We start from the raw sequence: 18,084 nt of genomic DNA, 5'->3' as shown, positions 1-18,084 counted from the left end.
GGGACGATTCATCTCCGAGTGGCCGAAAGGCCGGAGAAATGAACCCACAGTAGATGCCGGTGAAAAGTGTTCACCCGGCCGAAGCAAGCCGTTGCTGCGAAAGTGTGTACCCCGCGGACCTGCCTTGGCCCGCTATTAGGCCATCCGGGGCAGTATGGTCTGGTCCAGCAAGGCGATGACGTGATCCGCCATCCTTGCGGGATCGCCCTGCTCCGGTCGCAGTACCAGCTCTGGTGCCTCCGGGCGCTCGTACGGGTCGTCCACGCCGGTGAACCCGGTGATCTCGCCTGCCCGTGCCTTCGCGTACATCCCCTTGGGGTCGCGTGCCTCGCAGATCTCGATCGGGGTGTCCACGAACACCTCGGCGAACGGCACGCCGGCCTGCTCGTGCGCGGCCCGTACCCGGTCACGGTCGTGCTGGTAGGGACTGATCAGCGAGACCACCGCGATCACTCCCGCATCGGCGAAGAGCTTCGCGACCTCGCCGACCCGCCGGACGTTCTCGGCCCGGTCGGCCGTGCTGAAACCGAGGTCCGAGTTCAAGCCATGGCGCAAGTTGTCGCCGTCCAGAAGGTAAGCCGGACGGCCCGCCGCCACAAGCCTGCGTTCGACTTCGACCGCGACAGTCGATTTGCCGGACGCCGAAAGACCTGTCAGCCAGATCGTCGCGCCCGTCGTCGTGCGCTCGTCGCGGCGGACCGCGGTGGCATGCCAGACGACCGACGACGTGCTCGGCCCGGTGATCATCCCGGCGGCGACGGTGTTGTTGGTCGCCTCGTCGACCAGGATGAAACTGCCGCAGTCCCGGTTGCGCCGATAGGCGTCGAACAGCAACGGTTGCTGGGTGCGCAGCTTCACGCGGCCGATCTCGTTGAGCGACAACGACTGTGCGTCCTCGTCACGGTGCAGGGTGTTGATGTTCAGCCGGTAGTCGAGTGTTTCGATCCTGGCCTTGGTGCTGCGCGTGGTGTTGACGATCGTGTACCGCGTGTCCGGCGTCAGCTCGCTGCGCTCGGTCAGCCAGCAGACCATCGCGTCGATGTCCTGTCCGACGTACGGCCGGTTGCCGGGACGGCAGATCAGGTCGCCCCGGCCGATGTCCAGCTCGTCGGCCAGTTGCACGGTGACCGCCTGCGGCGGGAACGCCTCGGCGACGGGTTTGCCGCCGGGGCCCCAGATCGCCTGGATCCGGGTGGTGAACCCGGAGGGCAGCGCGAGCACCTCGTCGCCCGGTTTGAGCACGCCACCGGCCATTGTCCCGGCGTAGCCACGGAAGTCGTGGTCCCGGATGACGTACTGGACCGGCAGCCGGGCGTCGATCAGGTTGCGGTCCGAGCTGATGTGCACTTCTTCCAGGTGGTGCAGCAGCGAAGTGCCCTCGTACCAGGGCATCGAGGTGCTGCGGTGCACGATGTTGTCGCCGTGCAACGCCGAGACGGGCACGAATGTCAGGTCGCGCACGTCCAGCTTCATGGAGAACCGGCGGAACTCCTCGCGGATCTCGTCGAACCGCTCCCGTGACCAGTCGACCAGGTCCATCTTGTTGACACACAGCACAAGGTGGCCGATGCCGAGCAGGCTCGCGATGAACGCGTGCCTACGCGACTGCTCCAGCAGGCCCTTGCGGGCGTCGACCAGGATCAACGCGACGTCCGCTGTGGACGCCCCGGTGACCATGTTGCGGGTGTACTGGATGTGCCCGGGTGTGTCGGCGATGATGAACTTGCGTTTGGGCGTGGCGAAGTAGCGGTACGCGACATCGATGGTGATGCCCTGCTCGCGCTCGGCGCGCAGGCCGTCGGTCAGCAGAGCCAGGTTCGGGTAGTCCTCACCGCGGTCCCGGCTGGTGCGCTCGACCGACGCGAGCTGGTCCTCGAAGATCGTCTTGGAGTCGAACAGCAGCCGGCCGATCAGCGTGGACTTGCCGTCGTCGACGCTGCCCGCCGTGGCCAGGCGGAGGAGTTGCGGCATCAGAAGTAGCCTTCCTTCTTGCGGTCCTCCATGCCGGCCTCGGATATCCGGTCGTCCGCCCGGGTCGCGCCGCGCTCGGTCACCCGCGTCGCGGCGACCTCGGCCACCACCGCTTCCGGTGTGGTGGCAGTGGATTCGACGCATCCGGTGCAGGTCGCGTCGCCCACTGTGCGGAAGCGTACGAGCGCCTCGAACGGTTCCTCGCCGGGTAGCAACGTCACAAACCTGGTGTGCGCCAACAGCATGCCGTCGCGGTGGAACACCATCCGGCGGTGCGCGTAGTAGATCGGCGGCAGCTCGATGCGTTCCTCGAGGATGTACTGCCAGATGTCCAGTTCGGTCCAGTTGGACAGTGGGAACACCCGGATGTGCTCACCGCGGTGGTGCCGCCCGTTGTAGAGCTGCCACAGCTCAGGGCGCTGGTTGCGCGGGTCCCACTGGCCGAACTCGTCGCGGAAGCTGAACACACGCTCCTTGGCGCGGGCCTTCTCCTCGTCGCGGCGCGCGCCGCCGAACACCGCGTCGAACTTGTTCTCGTTGATCGCGCGCAGCAAGGCCGTGGTCTGCAGGCGGTTACGGCTGGCGCGTGGCCCGGTTTCGTCGGTCACACGGCCGGCGTCGATGTCGTCCTGCACGCTGCTGACGACCAGCCTGACCCCGGTCGTGGCCACGGCCTGGTCGCGGAACTCGATGACCTCGTCGAAGTTGTGGCCGGTGTCGATGTGCATCACCGGGAACGGCGGCGGTGCCGGCCAGAACGCCTTCGCGGCCAGGTGGAGCATGACCACCGAGTCCTTGCCGCCGGAGAACAGCAGGACAGGCCGTTCGAACGTCGCGGCGACCTCACGCAACACGTGCACCGACTCCGCCTCGAGGGTGCGGAGGTTGGACAGCTCATAGGTCACGGCCACCCGCAAAAACTAGAACAGGTTATTGCACGCGGTCAACGGTCGGAGCAAGCTTGGGGACATGGACATGCTCGCGATCGAGGAGATCCGCCGCCTGAAGTACCGCTATCTGCGCGGCGTGGACCAGAAGCGCTGGGAACAGCTGGAGTCGACGCTGACCGAGGACGCGGTGGCCGACTACGGCACCCACACGATGGGTGAGCCGCTGGTGCTCACCGGCCGTGCCGCGATTCTGGAGTTCATGCGGCAGAACCTGGACGGCGACGGGATCATCACGTTCCACTTCGCCGGCCAGCCGGAGATCGACGTAGACGGTGACACTGCCACCGGGATCTGGGCGTTCGAGGACACCGTGATCGTCAAGGAGCAGCGGCTGATCATCAAGGGCGCGGCGTACTACGAGGAGGAGTACGTGCGTGTTCCCGACGATGGCTGGCGGATCAAACACATCGCCTACAAGCGGCTCTACGAGACGATGGAGTCGATGGACGACACTCCCAGCCTGAAGTTTCTCGCCGGGGTTTGACCGACAGTTAGAACACGTTCTAGCCTGAGCTGTGCTCACCGAGTCATTCGCCGCCGCGATCGCCGAAGCCGAGAAGATCATCACGGACGCGCCGCACGTGCGGACCGAACTGGACCTCAGCGAGGGGTACGAGTACCTCGCCGGCAGTATCCGGGCCTCGCTGCAGATGGCGTGGGCGTACAGCCGCGACTTCCCGTACTTCACCCAGTCCACCGGGCCCTACACCAAGATGGGCCTGGACAACCCGGACACGCTGTACTTCCACGCGTACATCCGGGAGGACGCCGAGTACGTGGTGTCCGGCCGGCGCGGCAGCACGGCAGACCTGAGCTTCCAGGTGCTCAACGGTGACTACTCGCCGGTGGATGTGCCCGACAGTCTGGCCGCGTTCGACGACCGGGAGATCGACATCGCCGCCGACGGCACCTTCGAGATCCGGTTCGGGCCGGGCAAGGCCGGCCCGAACTACTTCCACCTTGGCGAGGGCTCGGCCATGCTCATCGTGCGCGAGGTCTACAGCGACTGGACGAGCGAAGAGCGCGGCATGATCCGTATCCGCCGCGTGGACACGACCGGGAGCGCGCCACCCGTGGCGGGCAAAGACGCGCTGGCCAAGCGGTACGGGGTCGCGGGCAAGATGCTGATCGGCCGGCTGAGGACGTTCCTGGCGTTCCCCAACTGGTTCTACCTCAAGCTCCCGGTCAACACGATGACCGAGCCGCGGTCCACGCCCGGCGGCCTGACGACCCAGTTCTCCTCGGTCGGGCACTACGACCTGGCCGACGACCAGGCGATGATCATCACGGTGCCCGCGTCCGAGGCGCCCTACCAGGGCTTTCAGCTGGGCAGTATGTGGTACATCTCGCTGGACTACATCAACCACCAGACCAGCCTGACCGCCGACCAGGCCCAGATCGATCCGGACGGCAAGATCCGCTTCGTGGTCACCGAGCGGAATCCCGGCCTGGCCAACTGGATCGAGACCACCGGGCACACCCGCGGCTACCTGCAGATCCGGTGGCAGCGGCTGTCGCGTGACCTCAAGCCTGAGGACGGCCCCGAGGTCGAGGTCGTACCAGTGGCCGAACTGCCCCAACGCCTGCCGTTCCACGCCGAGATCACCCCGGAGCAGTACGCGCAACGAATCGCCGCGCGCCAGGCCGCGGTCGCAACCAGAATGGTGGGCTGATGTTGCTGCAGGACAAGGTTGTCGTCGTCTCCGGCATCGGCCCCGGGCTGGGCCGGTCGATCGCGGTGCAGTGCGCCGCGCAGGGCGCGGACATCGTGCTGGCGGCCCGGACCGAGTCACGGCTGACCGAGGTCGCCAAGGAGGTCACGGATCTCGGCCGTCGCGCGGTGACTGTGCCGGCAGACATTTCCTCAGACGAGGACGCGGCTCGCCTTGTTCAGACGGCGGTCGAGTCGTTCGGCCGGGTGGATGCCTTGGTGAACAACGCTTTCGCGATGCCACCGATGGGCGATCTCGACGCGATCCCGTTCGACGGTGTGCGGCAAGGGTTCGAGACCAATGTGCTCGGTGCGTTGCGGCTGACCAACTTGTTCCGGCCCGCGCTGACCGCCAGCCGTGGATCCGTGGTGATGGTCAGTTCCATGGTGATCCGGCATTCCAAGCCGACATTCGGCGCGTACAAGATGACCAAGTCCGCGTTGCTGGCGATGGCGCAGAGCCTGGCGACCGAACTGGGCCCGCAGGGCGTGCGCGTGAACACGGTCGCGCCGGGCTACATCTGGGCCGACAACGTGAAGTTCTACTTCAGCTACCTCGCCAAGGAGCGCGGCGTCACCCCGCAGCAGGTGTACGACGAGGTCGCGGCCGACATCGATCTGCGCAAACTGCCTGAGCCCGACGAGGTCGCCGACGCCATCGTGTTCCTGGTCTCCGACCTGGCCAGGGCGATCACCGGGCAGTGCCTGGACGTCAACGGCGGCGAGTACCACCACTGATCGGAGCAAGCTTGTGGACGGCATCGGTACTCCTCGGACACTGCACGCATCGGCCACCAAGATCACCGGCCTGACCGACTTCGGGCCGGACGACTACCTCGAAGGCCTCTCGGTGCTGCTGGACTCCTACAACAGGGAGGCCCAGCTGACCGAGCTCGGTGTCCGGGTCAACCGCGCGGGTCTGCGCGGCGCGTTGGTGGCCCGGCTGCTCAGCGAGTCGGCATGGCAGCGAATTCCGTCCTATGCGGACGTTCCCATCGAGCGGCCGATCTTCGTCACAGGACTGCCCCGAACCGGAACGACCGCCCTGCACAGGCTGCTGGTCGAAGACCCGGCGCACCAGGGCCTCGAACTCTGGCTGACCGACGTGCCCCAACCGCGGCCGCCGCGTGACACATGGGAAGAAAATCCCATGTACCAACGGATCCAGTCCGTGTACGCACAGCACCACATCGAGCACCCCGAATTCATGGGCGTGCACTACATGACCGCGGATACGGCGGAGGAATGCTGGCGGCTGCTGCGCCAGTCGATGCTGTCGATCGACTTCGAATGCCTCGCCCATATCCCGACCTACTCGTCCTGGCTCGCCGACCAGGACTGGACCCCCGCTTATCAAAGGCACCGCCGCAACCTGCAGCTGATCGGCATGCCGGACGCAGGCCGCCGCTGGGTCCTCAAGAACCCCAGCCACCTCTTCGCCCTGGACGCCCTCATGGCCGCCTACCCGGACGCATTGGTGATCCAGACCCACCGCGCCCCTTCGACGATCATCGCGTCCGTCTGCAGCCTCGCCGAACAGGCTTCCGGCACGTGGTCAGAGGTCTTCCGCGGCGAGGTCATCGGCCGTTCGCAGCTGGATCTGTGGGCCCGCGGCCTGGAAAAGTTCACCGCCGACCGAGCCAAGTACAACCCAGCCCAGTTCTACGACGTCGACTACCGCGAATTCGTCGCCGACCCACTCAGGACAGTGGCCGACATCTACACCCACTTCGGCATGACCCTCACCGACGAAACCCGATCAGCGATGAAAGACATCCACAGCTCAGGCGACCGCCGCCGCTCCCACCGCTATGACCTGGCCGACTTCGGCCTGACCACCGAACAGACCGACGCCCGCTTCGCGAGAACCGCCCACTGATCCGCGACTCGAAGCCGTCCGGCCGGGCAGACGGCATCAATCCGACGAGCGCGTGCTGGGCTTTTTCTGGGCATTGTGCTTCACTCAATCCATGCCCAGAAAAAGCCCAGTGGAGGACGAGGTGGTCGCCGCGGTCGCGCGGCTGCTGCGGCGCGGGCTGCCGGTCACCCCGGCCACTGCGGACGCGGCCCTGCTCGACCTGCGCGGGATCGTTGCCAGGGCGGCTGACCCCGCTGATGAGGCCAGCCGCACCGCGGCGCTGGACGGCACCCTGCGCGGCCTGCTGGCCCGGTTCCCGGACACCCGCTACGCCTCGGCGGCGCGGGCGTTGTTCGGACTGCCGCCGGCCGAGCCGGGCCAGAACCTGACCGTTCGCCGGAATGTGGCGGCTGAGCAGGCTGGACACGAGAGCCACCACTTCCGTAAGCGGGTCGAGCCCAAGCTGATCGAGAAGATCGCCTGGGAGTTGCTGGCCGACGCCGAACGATTCACCCGCTCGGCGCTGATCGCGCCCCGGCTGGCTCCGGCCGTCGGGCGGCAGCCGATCCAGGCGGATCCCTTCGCCTGGGAAGTCGCCGAACATGAGGAGCAGTTGAGCAGGCTGTGGTCGGCGATCTACGCCGCCCGCGCCGAACTGCTCGCCGTCGAGCGGCTGATCAGCCTGCAGGCCGACCGGATGGACATCCTGCGCACGGCGGTGACCGCCGCTTGGCGATGGGCGGCAGCTCGCGCCGAGGCGATCAGCTACACCACTGCGTTCGCCTCCGACCTGGAGTCCTCAGCGGACGAACTGGTCGCTTTGGCCGGCTGGACGCCGGCCCTGACCGCAGCGCAGGCATCGCGGCTGACCGAGGCCGCCGTCGGCGGAGCCAGCCGTGAGCAGTTCGTTGCCGCCCTGCACGACGAAACCGGACTGGGCAACGCCTGGACCCACGGCTTCCTCGCGCGCCCCACATCCCCCGAGAACACCCCCGATGAGCAGAACGGACAACTGTCGTGACCACCACCAACCCGGCCTTGGCCGCTGCCCTGGAGGCGGCGTCGACCGGTGACCCGCGCCGCTACGTCATCACCGGCGGCCCCTCCTCCGGCAAGGACGACCTGATCGAGGCGGTCCACGCCGCAGGGATCCCGTGCATGGCCGAGGAACCCGGCCGAGAGATCTACCGCAAGCACCGCGAACGACTGGGCCGGCACCTGCTCAAGGAGGACCGCCGCGAGTACTCTTTGGAAGTCCTCGACGCGTTCGTCACCGAATACACCGCGCACACAGGCGGAATTCGCTTCTATAACAGGGGAATCCCGGACGGCTATGGCTGGGAAGGGTTCTTCGGGCTGCGACCGGCCCCACAGTTGGAGCAAGCCACCCGGCGCTATCGCTACGACGCGATCTTCGTGCTCGACCCGCTGGACACCTTCGAGGATCCCGACGACATCGTCTGGGCCAAAGACCGCGAGATCCGCCGCGTGCACGAGTTGATCGTGCAGGGCTACTACGACGCCGGCTATGAACCGGTGTTCGTCGCCCCCGACTCCGCCGACGCGCGGCTGGACTTCATCTGCGCCAACCTGCGCCTGCCCAAACCCAGCCGAGGAGCGCGATCTCGTTGAGCCGCAACGGGAAACCGTCGTTGCTGATCTCGCCCAACAGCGTGCTGGCCAACGCGCTGCTGCGCTCGATCGACATCCTGCGCCCCCGCGTCCTGGCCACGCGGCCCTCGCGGATCGAGTTCGTGGTCGGCACCCAAATCAACGGCGCGCCGCACCTGGGCACCAACCTCGTCCAGACCGCAGCGTTCCTACTTGCCAAGATCGCCCGGCGGGAGTTCTCCATCGACACTGGCGTGCGGTTCGGCGCCCTGGACAACGCACCCCACGAGGTGGTGCTCGACCCGGAGACGCATACCGCCTACCAACAGACCTACTACCACGCACTGGGCAAGGACAAGATCAGCGAACTGATCGACGGCTACTACCAGGCGTTCTTCACCTCGCTGTCGCAGGCCACCGACACCGGCTACGAGGTGGAGACCTACACCGACCAGCACAAGCCACCCCGGGTTTCCGGGCCGAGTTCCTGCGCACCCTGGAACGTCTGGAGGACATCCGCTGGTGGATGGCGCCCTCCCATGGCGTCATCCACGTCCGCGTTGCCTGCCCGGACTGCGGCTGGGCGGAGAAACGCGCCGACCGCACCAAACTCGCCCACCTCGACGAGGATGGGGCCACCTTCACCGCGGTCTGCTTCGACCACGGCGCCTATGAGGCGCACATCGACCCCGAGGATGACCAGCCCTACCTCGACCTGGCCACCCTCTATCGCAACCTGGTCAAGGAACGAACTGTCGGCCGGGACGGCCAGACCCTGCATGTGATGATGAAGGGCGGCGACTGGGCCTTCGGCTGCCAACTTGTGGACGGCGCGCTCGGCGCGCTGAACACCCCGCCCGCGCACATGCCGATCCGCGTGTTCACGCCGCAGGTGCTCGCCCCGACCGGGGCGAAGCTGTCCAAGTCTCTGCTGCGCGAGCAGGATAAGGGCGCCTTGCCCGCCGATGTCGAGCCCTGGATGCTCGATACCACCGTATGGCCCGGCTCGATCGACAACTACGTCGACTCGCTGGTCTGGATGGTCAGCGAGCTGCTGACCGATCCCAAGCACTTCTTCCGCTCGTTCACCGTCAAGGAACTCGGCCGGCTCATGACGCAACGTCCCCCAGAACCCGTCGTCCGCGCCCATGAGATGGGCATCTACAAGCGCTACTTCGACCTCATCGCCGCCGGCCGCAAGACCACCGAGATCCGTGTCAACGACTCCAGCCGCCGCAAGATCAAGGAAGGCTCGCTGATCCGGTTCCGCTGCCAAGGCGACGAGGTTCTCACCCGAGTCACCCGTGTCACCCGATACGACACGTTCGACGAGATGTTCGACCACGAGGAAGTCGCCTCGGTCAACCCGCTGGCCACTCGCGACGAGCAACTCGCGAACATCCGCCAGATCTACCCTCCCGAACGCGAAGCCCTCGGTGTCGTTGCCCTGGGCATCGAACTGGTCGACCCACCCTCGTTCTAGGTCCAGAATTTTGCCCAGGTGGCTGGTGGGGAGGATTCGGTGAGGACGTAGGAGCGGAATGCCTCGACTACTGCGGGTGCGTAGTGGTCGGGGCACCAGCCGACGCCGATGGTGCGGGCGCATCGGGGTGCCGAGATTGGTAGCTCGACTATGTCGGGGAGTGGGCCTGGGGCTGGGGCGAGGAGGGCGACGCCGCAGCCGGCGCCGACGAGACCGCGCAACATGGCTGGGTCTTCGCCTTCAAAGGCTACTTGTGGTGTGAATCCTGCTTGCTGGCATAGACGTTCGGTTATTGGGCGGAGGCCGAAGCCGTGGGAGAACGTTACGAATGGTTCGTGGCTGACCTCGGCGAGTTTGACTTTTCGGCGGGTGGCGAGGCGATGGCCGGCCGGGACGACCAGGGCCAGTGGTTCCTCCAGGATCGGCTGCCAGGTGATGCCGGGCTGGTCGAATGGTTGCGCGGCCATGACCATGTCGACTTCGCCGTCCAGCAGGCTTTGCTCGTTGCGGGAGGTTCCGCCTTGGCGGAGCAGGAACTCGACGGCCGGATAGCGGGCTCGGAATCCGCTCAGCAGCACGGGCACCAGTTCCGCGCCGAGTGTGTTGAGGAACGCGAACCGGACTGTGCCGTGGGTGGGATCGGCTGCCGTGCCGATGGTGCGGACGGCGCCGTCCAGTGAGTTCAGGGCTCGTTTTGTGGCGTCCAGCAGGGTGCGGCCATTGCTGTTGAGCCGTAGGACCCGGCCCACGCGGTCGAACAGGGGCACGCCGATCTCGTGCTCCAGCCTGGCCAGACCACGTGACAGAGCAGGCTGTGACACATGCAACTCGGCTGCCGCGGCCGTGACAGTGCGGCCCTCGGCGACCATCACGAACCACCTGAGCTGGTCGATCTCCACATCTATGCTTACCACGCATCGATCTCATCGCCAACGTTCATTGGACGCATGACCGCTGGTTGAGGACAGTCAATGGCTGTGGACTTGCTACTCGTGGCCGCCGTCGGCCTGGTGGCCGGTGCGATCAACGGGATCGCCGGCGCCGGGGCCCTGCTGACGTTCCCGGTCTTCCTCGCGCTCGGGCTGACCCCGCTGCAGGCCAACGTCTGCAACAGCATCGGCGTGGTGCCCGGCAACATCGGCGCGTCGATCAGTTTCCGGCGTGAGCTTCGCGCCCAGAAGCCGTTGCTGCGCAAGGTTATCCCGGTGGCCGCAGTGGGCTCCCTGATCGGTGGTGCGCTGCTTTTCGTTCTGCCCGAACGTGTTTTCACCTATCTTGTGCCGGGACTGCTCGGTCTCGGCGCGGTCCTGGTCCTGCTGCAGCCGTTGATCGCCAGGAAACTGAAGTCCGCGCAAGCACATCGCGGGCCGTTGCGGTCCAGCATCTTCGGCACCGCGATCTACGGCGGCTACTTCGGCACAGGCGTCGGCGTGATCTTCTTCGCCCTGCTCGGCCTGTTCGCCAAAGGCACCACACACGAGATGAACGCGGTGAAAGCCGTCCTGCAGGCCCTGGCCAACGGCGTCGCGGGCATCCTCTTCTGTTTCGTGGCACCGGTGCACTGGCCAGTGACCGTCGTTTTCGGTATCACAACAGCGATAGCGGGACCAATCGGCGCGTATCTGTCCCGGCGGATCCCGCCCGCCCCGCTTCGCTATGTGATCGGAACCCTGGGCCTGGCGGCGGCGGTCAAACTGGCTGTCTGATCGCAGCGGTAGCTTCAGTGGTGACCATCGAGATCATCAAGGCCGCCTGTCCACCACGGGTGCGGCGGCCGGACGGGAGCCTGGCTTGACCAACGCACTGATCATCGGCGACCTTCAGCAGGGCATCACAGGCAGCTATCCGTTCGCCAGACAGGTCCTACCGCCGATTACCGGACTGCTGCCGCGTGCGCGCGTGGCCGGTGTCCTCGTTGTGTTCGTGCACTTCGCCTTTCGGGGCAACGGGACCGACCTGCTGCCGGGAAACGACCTGTATCGGATGTTCTACGACGCCGGGGACGCCTTCCATGAGGGATCGCCCGGAACCGAGATCGACCTGCCGGTCGCCGACGAGGACGTTGTCGTACTGAAACGCCGCGCCAGCGCGTTCGCCGGTACAGACCTTGACCTCGTGCTCCGCGCCCGCGGCGTCAGTACTCTCGCGATTGCCGGAGTAGCGACCAGCGCAATGGTGGCCGCGACGTCCTATGACGCGGCAGATCGCGGCTACCAGGTGACCGTGCTACGTGACGGTTGTGCTGACGGCGATCAGGCAATGCACAACTTCTTCATGGACGCCGTCTTTCCGAGCCGGGGATTCGAGGTCATGCCCTGCGCCGACTGGCTTTAGTCAAACCTTGGCGAAGGCGCCTCTGACAAACAGCTGGTCAGAGGCCCATACGGGCAGCGCACGGACCATTCATGCAACTCGGCGGCCGTGCTCACATAGCGCCGTCACGCCCTGCTCCGCAGCTGCCATAGCGGCCTCGATCCGGTCAGCCAGCAGCGGTTTCACACGCTCGCGAACCTCAGACATTGTGTAGAAACCTGCGGACAGGATCTCGCCGTCTGAGAACACGAACTCGTCCACATCAGACTGATCGAGAACACCGCCGTCAAAGACGAACACCACGCCTTCCGGCCGGGAGTCCTGCGGACGCACATAGTCCACCACCAACAGACGACCCAACGGCCACTCCAGCGTCAACTCCTCGCCGACCTCACGGACAGCCGCTGCCCACGGTGACTCGTCAGCATCCACAGCACCACCGGGAATCTCCCAGTTCGGCTTGTAAGAGGGCTCCAGCAACAACACACGACCCTCACGGTCCCGGAACAGCACACCCGCAACCATCCGCTTCCGGTTCAACCCGGCCACATACTGCTCAACCGGCAACACCTGAGAACTTGACACGTCCGCGACCCTAGCGAGAGCGATGGCAGCAAGAATCATCAGCTCTTGTGCGCCGCTGCCTGACACATCGCCCAGCCAGGCCATCCACGCATTCGAGAATCCGGAATCACGCTGGATCGACGTCGACAAAACCTACCCCCGTCGTGTCAGCCTCTGCGCCGTAGCGCAGGAGTTGGGCATGATCACAGCGGTGGTGTTCGACGTCGGGGAGACCTTGCTGGACCACGCTCTCAACGCACGCCGCGGAGCGTGCGGAAAAGGAAGTGTCCTGCCTCGCGCAACGGCAAGCACACCTTCGCCACCGCCGAACGAACCTCCGGCTGATCGGCCTGGTCACACGGGGCATCTGGTTGGTCCCCGGGTCTGTCCGCCGCCGGTAAGCGTGACGGGCCTGGAGACTGCGGCTGTGCAGGCGATCTGGGCGACTGCCAAGGCGGACAACGAGTTCGGGTCGACCTGCAGGGTGATCGTGCTTCCGGCGATGGTGATCGGCGAGGCCGTGTTGGGGACCTCGTTGGTGAAACCGGCGTCCCGTTCGGCTGCGGTCAGGCTGTCGGCCAGCAGGGAGAGGGAATCGTTGGGGCGAGCTTGGAAAGGAGTCGGCCGGAGTACCGGGGTGGGCGAACCGAGCTGGATCAGGTAGACCATGGCGCCGGTAGACGGGTTGCCGGTGATCGGGTCCGTGGGCTGGACTCCGCAACCGGCCAGCAGGACAAGCAGCGCGAGCAGGAGACGCTTCATCCGGCACCGCCTTGGTTCGGCAGACGGAGAGTGAACACGCCACCGCCGCCGGGGCCGTTTGCCGCCGACAGGGTTCCGTGGTGCAGGTGTGCGTTCTCCCAGGCGATGGCCAGGCCCAGGCCGCTGCCCTCGGAACGGGTCCTGGCCGTGTCGGCCTTGTAGAACCGGTTGAACACGTAGGGCAGGACGTCCGGGTCGAGGCCTGTTCCGTGGTCGCTGACCTCGATGGTGAGCCAGCCTGGTTCGTTGAACAGCCGGACCGTGACTGGGGGAGCGCCGTGCTTGAGGGCGTTGCCGACCAGGTTGGCCACGATGACGTCCAGCCTCCTCGGGTCCACGCGGGCCACGACCGGCTGCAGGTCCACGGTGACCTCGTCGGTCCAGCCGCGGGTGCGCAGAGCCGAGCCGATCGCCGCGCTGATGTCGACGTTGTCGAGTGAGAGCGCGGCCGTGCCGGAGTCGAACCGGCTGATCTCCATCAGGTCTTCGACCAGACGAGTCAGGTTGCGGGTCTCCTGGCTCACCAGACGTGCCGCCTTGCCCGCGTCCGTGCCCAGGTCGATGGCCTCTTCGTCGAGGACGTCGGTGACCGCGATCATCGCGGCCAGTGGAGTGCGCAGTTCGTGCGACACGTCCGCGACGAACCGCTTGGCGTCGGCGACCTGCTTCTCCAAGGCGTCGGCGGTGTTGTTGAAGGTCTTGGCCACCGCTGCCAGCTCGTCGTTGCCGCGGACCGCCACACGTGACGACAGGTCACCCTGACCCAGCCGCAAGGCCGCCGCGTTCAGTTCTCGCACGGGCCCGAGGACGGTCCAAGCCGCGTACAGGGCCAGCAATGTCGCCGCCACCACAGCGAAAATGCCGATCAGCCACGCTCGCGTCGCCAGTTGGCCGATGGCGATCTGTTCGGGGACCATGCTGCGGACGACGTACACCTCGGCTTCGCCCACCTGTGCCCCGATCACGAGGTTGGGCTCGCCGAGGAGCTCGACTCGTTGCCACGCCACGCGTCCGCTGCGTACCCGTTCGCGTAGTTCTTTGCTGACATAGTTCCTTGACCCGGGCGCGGGCCGTCCACGGTAGAAGACGACAACGGTGTTGTCGCGGGAGGACATCCCGTCGAATATGTCGTGCACGCTGACGGCCTTGGCGAGGTTGTCGGTGAACGTCAGTACGGCGGCGTCCTGCGCCTTCTGCAGGATCACGTTGCGGGCGTTGACGTACATAGCGCCCGCGACCGCCGCTGCGGTAAGCCCGGCGAGCAACGTGAACGCGATCAGGAGCCGGATACGCAGACTCCTCATACCGGCCCGAACCGGTACCCGAAACCACGCACGGTCTGGATGTACACCGGCGTGGCGGGGTCATCCTCTATTTTGGACCGAAGCCGCTGCACACAGGCGTCCACCAGCCGTGAGTCGCCGAGATAACCGTGCTCCCAGACCGATTCCAGCAGCTGCTGGCGGCTGAGCACCTGGCCGGGCGAGCTGGAGAGCTCCAGCAGCAGGCGCAGTTCGGTCGGTGCGAGGCCGACCACCTGCCCGCCTTTGCTGATCACCAGGCCGGCCCGGTCGATGGTCAGTCCGCCGTGCCGTTGCGCGGTCTGCTTCGACGGCTCGGCAGCCCGCCGCAGGACAGCACGGATCCGGGCCTCGAGCACCCGCGGCTGGACCGGTTTGACCACGTAGTCGTCGGCGCCCGCCTCCAGCCCGGCGACCACGTCCATATCGTCGCTGCGTGCGGTGAGCATGATGATCGGCAGGTCGCTGCCCGACCTGATCCGGCGGCACACCTCGAAGCCGTCGATTCCGGGCAGCATCAGGTCCAGCACCACCACGTCGGCGTCCGCCAGCCGTCCCAGCCCTTGCTCACCGGTCCCGAAGGCCTGCACGACGTGACCCTGCCGGGTCAGCGCCAGCTGCAGCCCATCACGTACCGCCTGGTCGTCTTCGATCAACAACACCCGAGACATGCCACCAACAATCGCAGGGCCGGCTGGAGTCCGCCTGTCCACCCGCCGATCATGGCCCGGCGATGTGCACAGTGAGTGCGGGCAATGTCATGGTTGTGTCACAGTCTCAGCAGTACAGACCTGTTACACAGTGCGAAACGGTTGCCCACAGTCGCCGCCGACAGTGAACGGTATGACTACACGTGACCGTTTCCTAGCAGCGATGACCAAGGTATATGCCCGGTGCATGCTGCCGCTGGCCCACCTGCGCGCTCCCGGCCACGCTCGCTATGTGGCGTGCCAGTGGGCGCTCGCCGTCCGCTTCCCAGCCGAGAACCTCGAAGGCCTCAACCCGTCGTTGTTCGTCGCGTTCACCACCGCACGCACCGAGGCATTCTGGTGTGACGGCCAACTGCTCGGCGTCACCTCGGGCCACCGCGACGCCGCCCGCCAGCACCGGATGTACATCGAAGACCTCAGCCGTCCCGGCCTGCCCAAGGTGCTGCACCCGTCGGAATCCCCACACGTCAAGGGAATGGCCATCGACGTCAGGCCACGGGAAGGCGCGCTGTGGCTTGAACTCAACGGCTGGCGCTACAACCTCTACCGCACTTACGACAACGAATGGTGGCACTTCGAATACCGCACGCGACGACCAGTGCGATTGCCATTTCCCGGGGTTAGGCTGAGCCATGGTCCAAAGCTCAGCCGCTGACGTCGACACATTCCTCGACGAGGTCACGCCGGAACGACAGGCAGCCCTACGCCGCATTCGGCAACTATGCCTGCAGGAACTGACAGGCTTCACCGAGTCGATGCAATACGGCATGCCGACCTACAGCCGCGACGGCGAAGGCAGCTTCGCATTCGCCAGCCAGAAACAGTACATCTCGCTCTATATCCGCGCCGACGTCCGCGACGCCCACGCCCCACAGCTCGCAAACCACGACATGGGCAAGAGCTGTCTGCGATTCCGCACCCCGGACAAGATCGATTTCGACCTCCTCCAGTCACTGCTACAGGCCACCGCCCGCAAGGTCGACTGATCTCAGGATTCCAGTCCGACCAGCAGGTGGGCGATGTCGAGGCCGGTCAGCAGGTATTCTTCGAACAGTGCGTTGTGCAAGGCCCATGGTGAACGGCGTTGTCTGATCAATTGGATCGCGTCGCGGGGTTCGTAGCCGAGTTCGATCAGGGTTTGGGCGACGACCAGGCCTGATCTGTTGTAGCCCGCGTGGCAGCGGACGAGGGTTGTACGGCCGGTTTTTGTGGCTGTCGCGGCGAGCAGGGCGAGCAGGCGGACCTGGTCGATCTGGAACGCGGTGAGTGCCGCGTCCGGTATTTCGGCGACTCTGTGCTCGATGGTGGCCGGCGGGCCGTGGCCTGAGCGGGTGTAGAGGCTTATCACCAGGTCGAATTCGTCGGTCACAATGGCGGGTTGCAGTTCGCCTGCCGGGTCGGTCCAGTGGTGGCCGCCCATCCAGAGGCCGGGTCTGATCTCGTTCCATGGCGCGCCCGGGCCGGGCACGTCTCGATCCTTCTGACGGGTCCGCATGGCGATCTCCCCTCGGTCATGGGGGCAACGAGCGCTGGGCCGGGAATGTTCCGCTGGTGAACGAATGTCCAGTCGGCACTGGTCCGGCGATCACTTTCGATCATCCTCTTGACCTTCGGCTCCGAGGTGGCCGACTCTCAGGGAGAGAGCGCTCTCACGGATCCGTAACCCTGCACGGAAAATGAGGACGACGATGAAGTCTCGACGAGCTCTCGCGATACTCGCCGGCGCGGCTGCGCTTGCCGGTGTGGTCGCGCCGACCGCGACAGCGGATGAACTCTCGCCTGGCCTGACCGCCGCCATGGAGCGTGACCTGGGCTTGACGGCCCAGCAGGCACGGACCTTGCTTCAGCGCGAGGCGCTGGCGATGCGGTCTGCTCAAGCAGCTGAACTTGCTGCTGGGGAGGCTTTCGGCGGCAGCTGGTACGACGCGGACCGTGGCAAGCTGGTGGTCGGGCTGACTGACCAGAGCAAGGCGGCCGCAGTCCGGGCAACCGGCGCGGAAACCGCGCTGACGCCTATCTCGGCGCGGGCGCTGGATCAGGCCAAGGCCAAAGTGGACACCCAGAAGGCGCCACCGGCCGTGCACAGCTGGTACGCCGACCCGCGATCCGGCAGTGTTGTGATCACAGTCGGTGCCCGGAATTCCGAAGTGGACGCCTTCGTTGAGCAGGCGCGCAAAGCCGGTCCGGTGACGGTCAAGACGACTACCGCCGCGCGCCCGCAGACGTTTGCGGCAGGCACAGTCGGTGGCGATCCGTACTACATCAACGGGAACACGCGGTGTTCGATCGGGTTCTCGGTGCACGGCGGGTTCGTCAGCGCCGGTCACTGTGGTGGCGTCGGCAGCAACGTCGTGGGCTGGGACGGCTCGCAGATGGGCCGGTTCGAGGGCTCGTCCTTCCCCGGCGACGACTACTCGTTCATCCGGACCGGGTGGGGCTGGTGGAACGCGCCGGTCGTGCTGGGCTGGGGACAGGTGTCCGACGCGCTCGTGCGCGGGTCGTGGGAGGCCCCGGTGGGCACCTCGGTCTGCCGGTCCGGGTCGACCACACACTGGCACTGCGGCCAGGTGCTCGCCAAGAACGAGACGGTGAACTACAAGGAAGGCGCGTTCTACGGCGCCACGAAGACCAGTGTCTGCGCCGAACCCGGTGACTCGGGTGGCTCGTTCATCACCGGTGACCAAGCCCAGGGCGTCACTTCGGGTGGCTGGGGCAACTGCGGCAGCGGTGGCGAGACGTGGTTCCAGCCGGTGAACGAGATTCTGGGCAGGTACGGGCTGAGCCTGGTCACGGCCTGAGAGGCGGATCGGCTGGGTGCGGGCCCGTAAGACCCGCACCCAGCCGACAGGG

At 66.2% G+C, this 18,084-nt stretch carries 21 protein-coding genes; 13 read left to right on the top strand and 8 right to left on the bottom strand.

Features of this window, described 5'->3' with window-relative positions; genetic code table 11:
- Positions 1-135: 135 nt before the first annotated feature.
- Positions 136-1,971, bottom strand: coding sequence for an adenylyl-sulfate kinase (gene cysC, locus JOF56_RS54765; RefSeq protein WP_209647414.1), 1,836 nt, complete (start codon positions 1,969-1,971; stop codon positions 136-138).
- Positions 1,971-2,882: a sulfate adenylyltransferase subunit CysD gene (gene cysD, locus JOF56_RS54760; protein ID WP_209647412.1), complete on the bottom strand. Its 912-nt coding sequence runs from the start codon at positions 2,880-2,882 to the stop codon at positions 1,971-1,973. The genes cysC and cysD overlap by 1 nt, the downstream gene beginning before the upstream one ends.
- A gap of 58 nt (positions 2,883-2,940) precedes the next feature.
- Between cysD and JOF56_RS54755 the strand changes: the two genes are divergently transcribed.
- From JOF56_RS54755 to JOF56_RS60615, 8 genes are all read left to right on the top strand, one after another.
- Complete coding sequence (locus JOF56_RS54755) at positions 2,941-3,405, top strand: nuclear transport factor 2 family protein (RefSeq protein WP_209647411.1); 465 nt, start codon at positions 2,941-2,943, stop codon at positions 3,403-3,405.
- A 31-nt stretch (positions 3,406-3,436) separates the two neighbouring features.
- Positions 3,437-4,594, top strand: coding sequence for a hypothetical protein (locus JOF56_RS54750; RefSeq protein WP_209647409.1), 1,158 nt, complete (start codon positions 3,437-3,439; stop codon positions 4,592-4,594).
- On the top strand, positions 4,594-5,370 hold the full coding sequence (locus JOF56_RS54745) for an SDR family oxidoreductase (protein ID WP_209647407.1): 777 nt from the start codon (positions 4,594-4,596) through the stop codon (positions 5,368-5,370). The genes JOF56_RS54750 and JOF56_RS54745 overlap by 1 nt, the downstream gene beginning before the upstream one ends.
- Before the next feature lie 13 nt (positions 5,371-5,383).
- On the top strand, positions 5,384-6,511 hold the full coding sequence (locus JOF56_RS54740; RefSeq protein WP_209647406.1) for a sulfotransferase family protein: 1,128 nt from the start codon (positions 5,384-5,386) through the stop codon (positions 6,509-6,511).
- 91 nt (positions 6,512-6,602) lie between these two features.
- The gene (locus JOF56_RS54735; protein WP_209647404.1) at positions 6,603-7,511 is read left to right on the top strand and encodes a hypothetical protein; all 909 of its coding nucleotides are present in this window, start codon (positions 6,603-6,605) and stop codon (positions 7,509-7,511) included.
- On the top strand, positions 7,508-8,122 hold the full coding sequence (locus tag JOF56_RS54730) for an AAA family ATPase (RefSeq protein WP_209647403.1): 615 nt from the start codon (positions 7,508-7,510) through the stop codon (positions 8,120-8,122). The genes JOF56_RS54735 and JOF56_RS54730 overlap by 4 nt, the downstream gene beginning before the upstream one ends.
- Complete coding sequence (locus JOF56_RS54725; RefSeq protein WP_209647401.1) at positions 8,119-8,886, top strand: hypothetical protein; 768 nt, start codon at positions 8,119-8,121, stop codon at positions 8,884-8,886. The genes JOF56_RS54730 and JOF56_RS54725 overlap by 4 nt, the downstream gene beginning before the upstream one ends.
- The gene (locus JOF56_RS60615; protein ID WP_307855848.1) at positions 8,886-9,584 is read left to right on the top strand and encodes an ASCH domain-containing protein; all 699 of its coding nucleotides are present in this window, start codon (positions 8,886-8,888) and stop codon (positions 9,582-9,584) included. Before JOF56_RS54725 ends, JOF56_RS60615 begins: the two co-directional genes overlap by 1 nt.
- On the opposite strand, the gene JOF56_RS54715 is transcribed toward JOF56_RS60615, so the two are convergent.
- Positions 9,581-10,498: a LysR family transcriptional regulator gene (locus tag JOF56_RS54715; protein ID WP_209647400.1), complete on the bottom strand. Its 918-nt coding sequence runs from the start codon at positions 10,496-10,498 to the stop codon at positions 9,581-9,583. The two genes, JOF56_RS60615 and JOF56_RS54715, sit on opposite strands and share 4 nt — an antisense overlap.
- 57 nt (positions 10,499-10,555) lie before the next feature.
- Here JOF56_RS54715 and JOF56_RS54710 point away from each other — a divergent pair, with 57 nt between their 5' ends.
- Together JOF56_RS54710 and JOF56_RS54705 are read left to right on the top strand one after the other, a co-directional pair.
- Positions 10,556-11,290 (top strand): sulfite exporter TauE/SafE family protein, encoded by a 735-nt coding sequence (locus JOF56_RS54710; protein WP_209647399.1) that lies wholly within the window; start codon positions 10,556-10,558, stop codon positions 11,288-11,290.
- Between the two features lie 85 nt (positions 11,291-11,375).
- Positions 11,376-11,918, top strand: coding sequence for a cysteine hydrolase family protein (locus JOF56_RS54705; RefSeq protein WP_209647397.1), 543 nt, complete (start codon positions 11,376-11,378; stop codon positions 11,916-11,918).
- 69 nt (positions 11,919-11,987) lie between these two features.
- On the opposite strand, the gene JOF56_RS54700 is transcribed toward JOF56_RS54705, so the two are convergent.
- The 4 genes from JOF56_RS54700 to JOF56_RS54685 all read right to left on the bottom strand — a co-directional run bounded on the left by JOF56_RS54700 (position 11,988) and on the right by JOF56_RS54685 (position 15,195).
- A complete protein-coding gene (locus JOF56_RS54700) occupies positions 11,988-12,566 on the bottom strand; it encodes an NUDIX domain-containing protein (protein ID WP_245378800.1) in 579 nt (192 codons plus the stop codon).
- Positions 12,567-12,815: 249 nt separating this feature from the next.
- Positions 12,816-13,223, bottom strand: coding sequence for a hypothetical protein (locus JOF56_RS54695; RefSeq protein WP_209647395.1), 408 nt, complete (start codon positions 13,221-13,223; stop codon positions 12,816-12,818).
- On the bottom strand, positions 13,220-14,527 hold the full coding sequence (locus JOF56_RS54690) for an ATP-binding protein (RefSeq protein WP_209647393.1): 1,308 nt from the start codon (positions 14,525-14,527) through the stop codon (positions 13,220-13,222). Before JOF56_RS54690 ends, JOF56_RS54695 begins: the two co-directional genes overlap by 4 nt.
- Complete coding sequence (locus tag JOF56_RS54685) at positions 14,524-15,195, bottom strand: response regulator (RefSeq protein ID WP_209647391.1); 672 nt, start codon at positions 15,193-15,195, stop codon at positions 14,524-14,526. Before JOF56_RS54685 ends, JOF56_RS54690 begins: the two co-directional genes overlap by 4 nt.
- A gap of 172 nt (positions 15,196-15,367) precedes the next feature.
- Between JOF56_RS54685 and JOF56_RS54680 the strand changes: the two genes are divergently transcribed.
- Positions 15,368-15,889: a M15 family metallopeptidase domain-containing protein gene (locus JOF56_RS54680; protein ID WP_209647389.1), complete on the top strand. Its 522-nt coding sequence runs from the start codon at positions 15,368-15,370 to the stop codon at positions 15,887-15,889.
- Positions 15,867-16,220 (top strand): iron chaperone, encoded by a 354-nt coding sequence (locus tag JOF56_RS54675; RefSeq protein WP_209647387.1) that lies wholly within the window; start codon positions 15,867-15,869, stop codon positions 16,218-16,220. Before JOF56_RS54680 ends, JOF56_RS54675 begins: the two co-directional genes overlap by 23 nt.
- A gap of 2 nt (positions 16,221-16,222) precedes the next feature.
- Here the strand turns inward: JOF56_RS54675 and JOF56_RS54670 are convergent, their stop codons facing one another.
- On the bottom strand, positions 16,223-16,729 hold the full coding sequence (locus JOF56_RS54670) for a protein-tyrosine phosphatase family protein (RefSeq protein WP_209647386.1): 507 nt from the start codon (positions 16,727-16,729) through the stop codon (positions 16,223-16,225).
- Positions 16,730-16,922: 193 nt separating this feature from the next.
- On the opposite strand from JOF56_RS54670, the gene JOF56_RS54665 reads away from it, so the two are divergent.
- Positions 16,923-18,032 carry a S1 family peptidase gene (locus JOF56_RS54665; protein WP_209647384.1) on the top strand — a complete coding sequence of 370 codons (1,110 nt, stop codon included), beginning with the start codon at positions 16,923-16,925 and terminating at the stop codon, positions 18,030-18,032.
- The last annotated feature ends 52 nt before the right edge of the window (positions 18,033-18,084 follow it).

This window comes from Kibdelosporangium banguiense (assembly GCF_017876405.1).
In the GTDB taxonomy this organism is placed as follows: Bacteria; Actinomycetota; Actinomycetes; order Mycobacteriales; family Pseudonocardiaceae; genus Kibdelosporangium; species Kibdelosporangium banguiense.
This window is presented reverse-complemented; position numbering and strand designations above follow the sequence as displayed.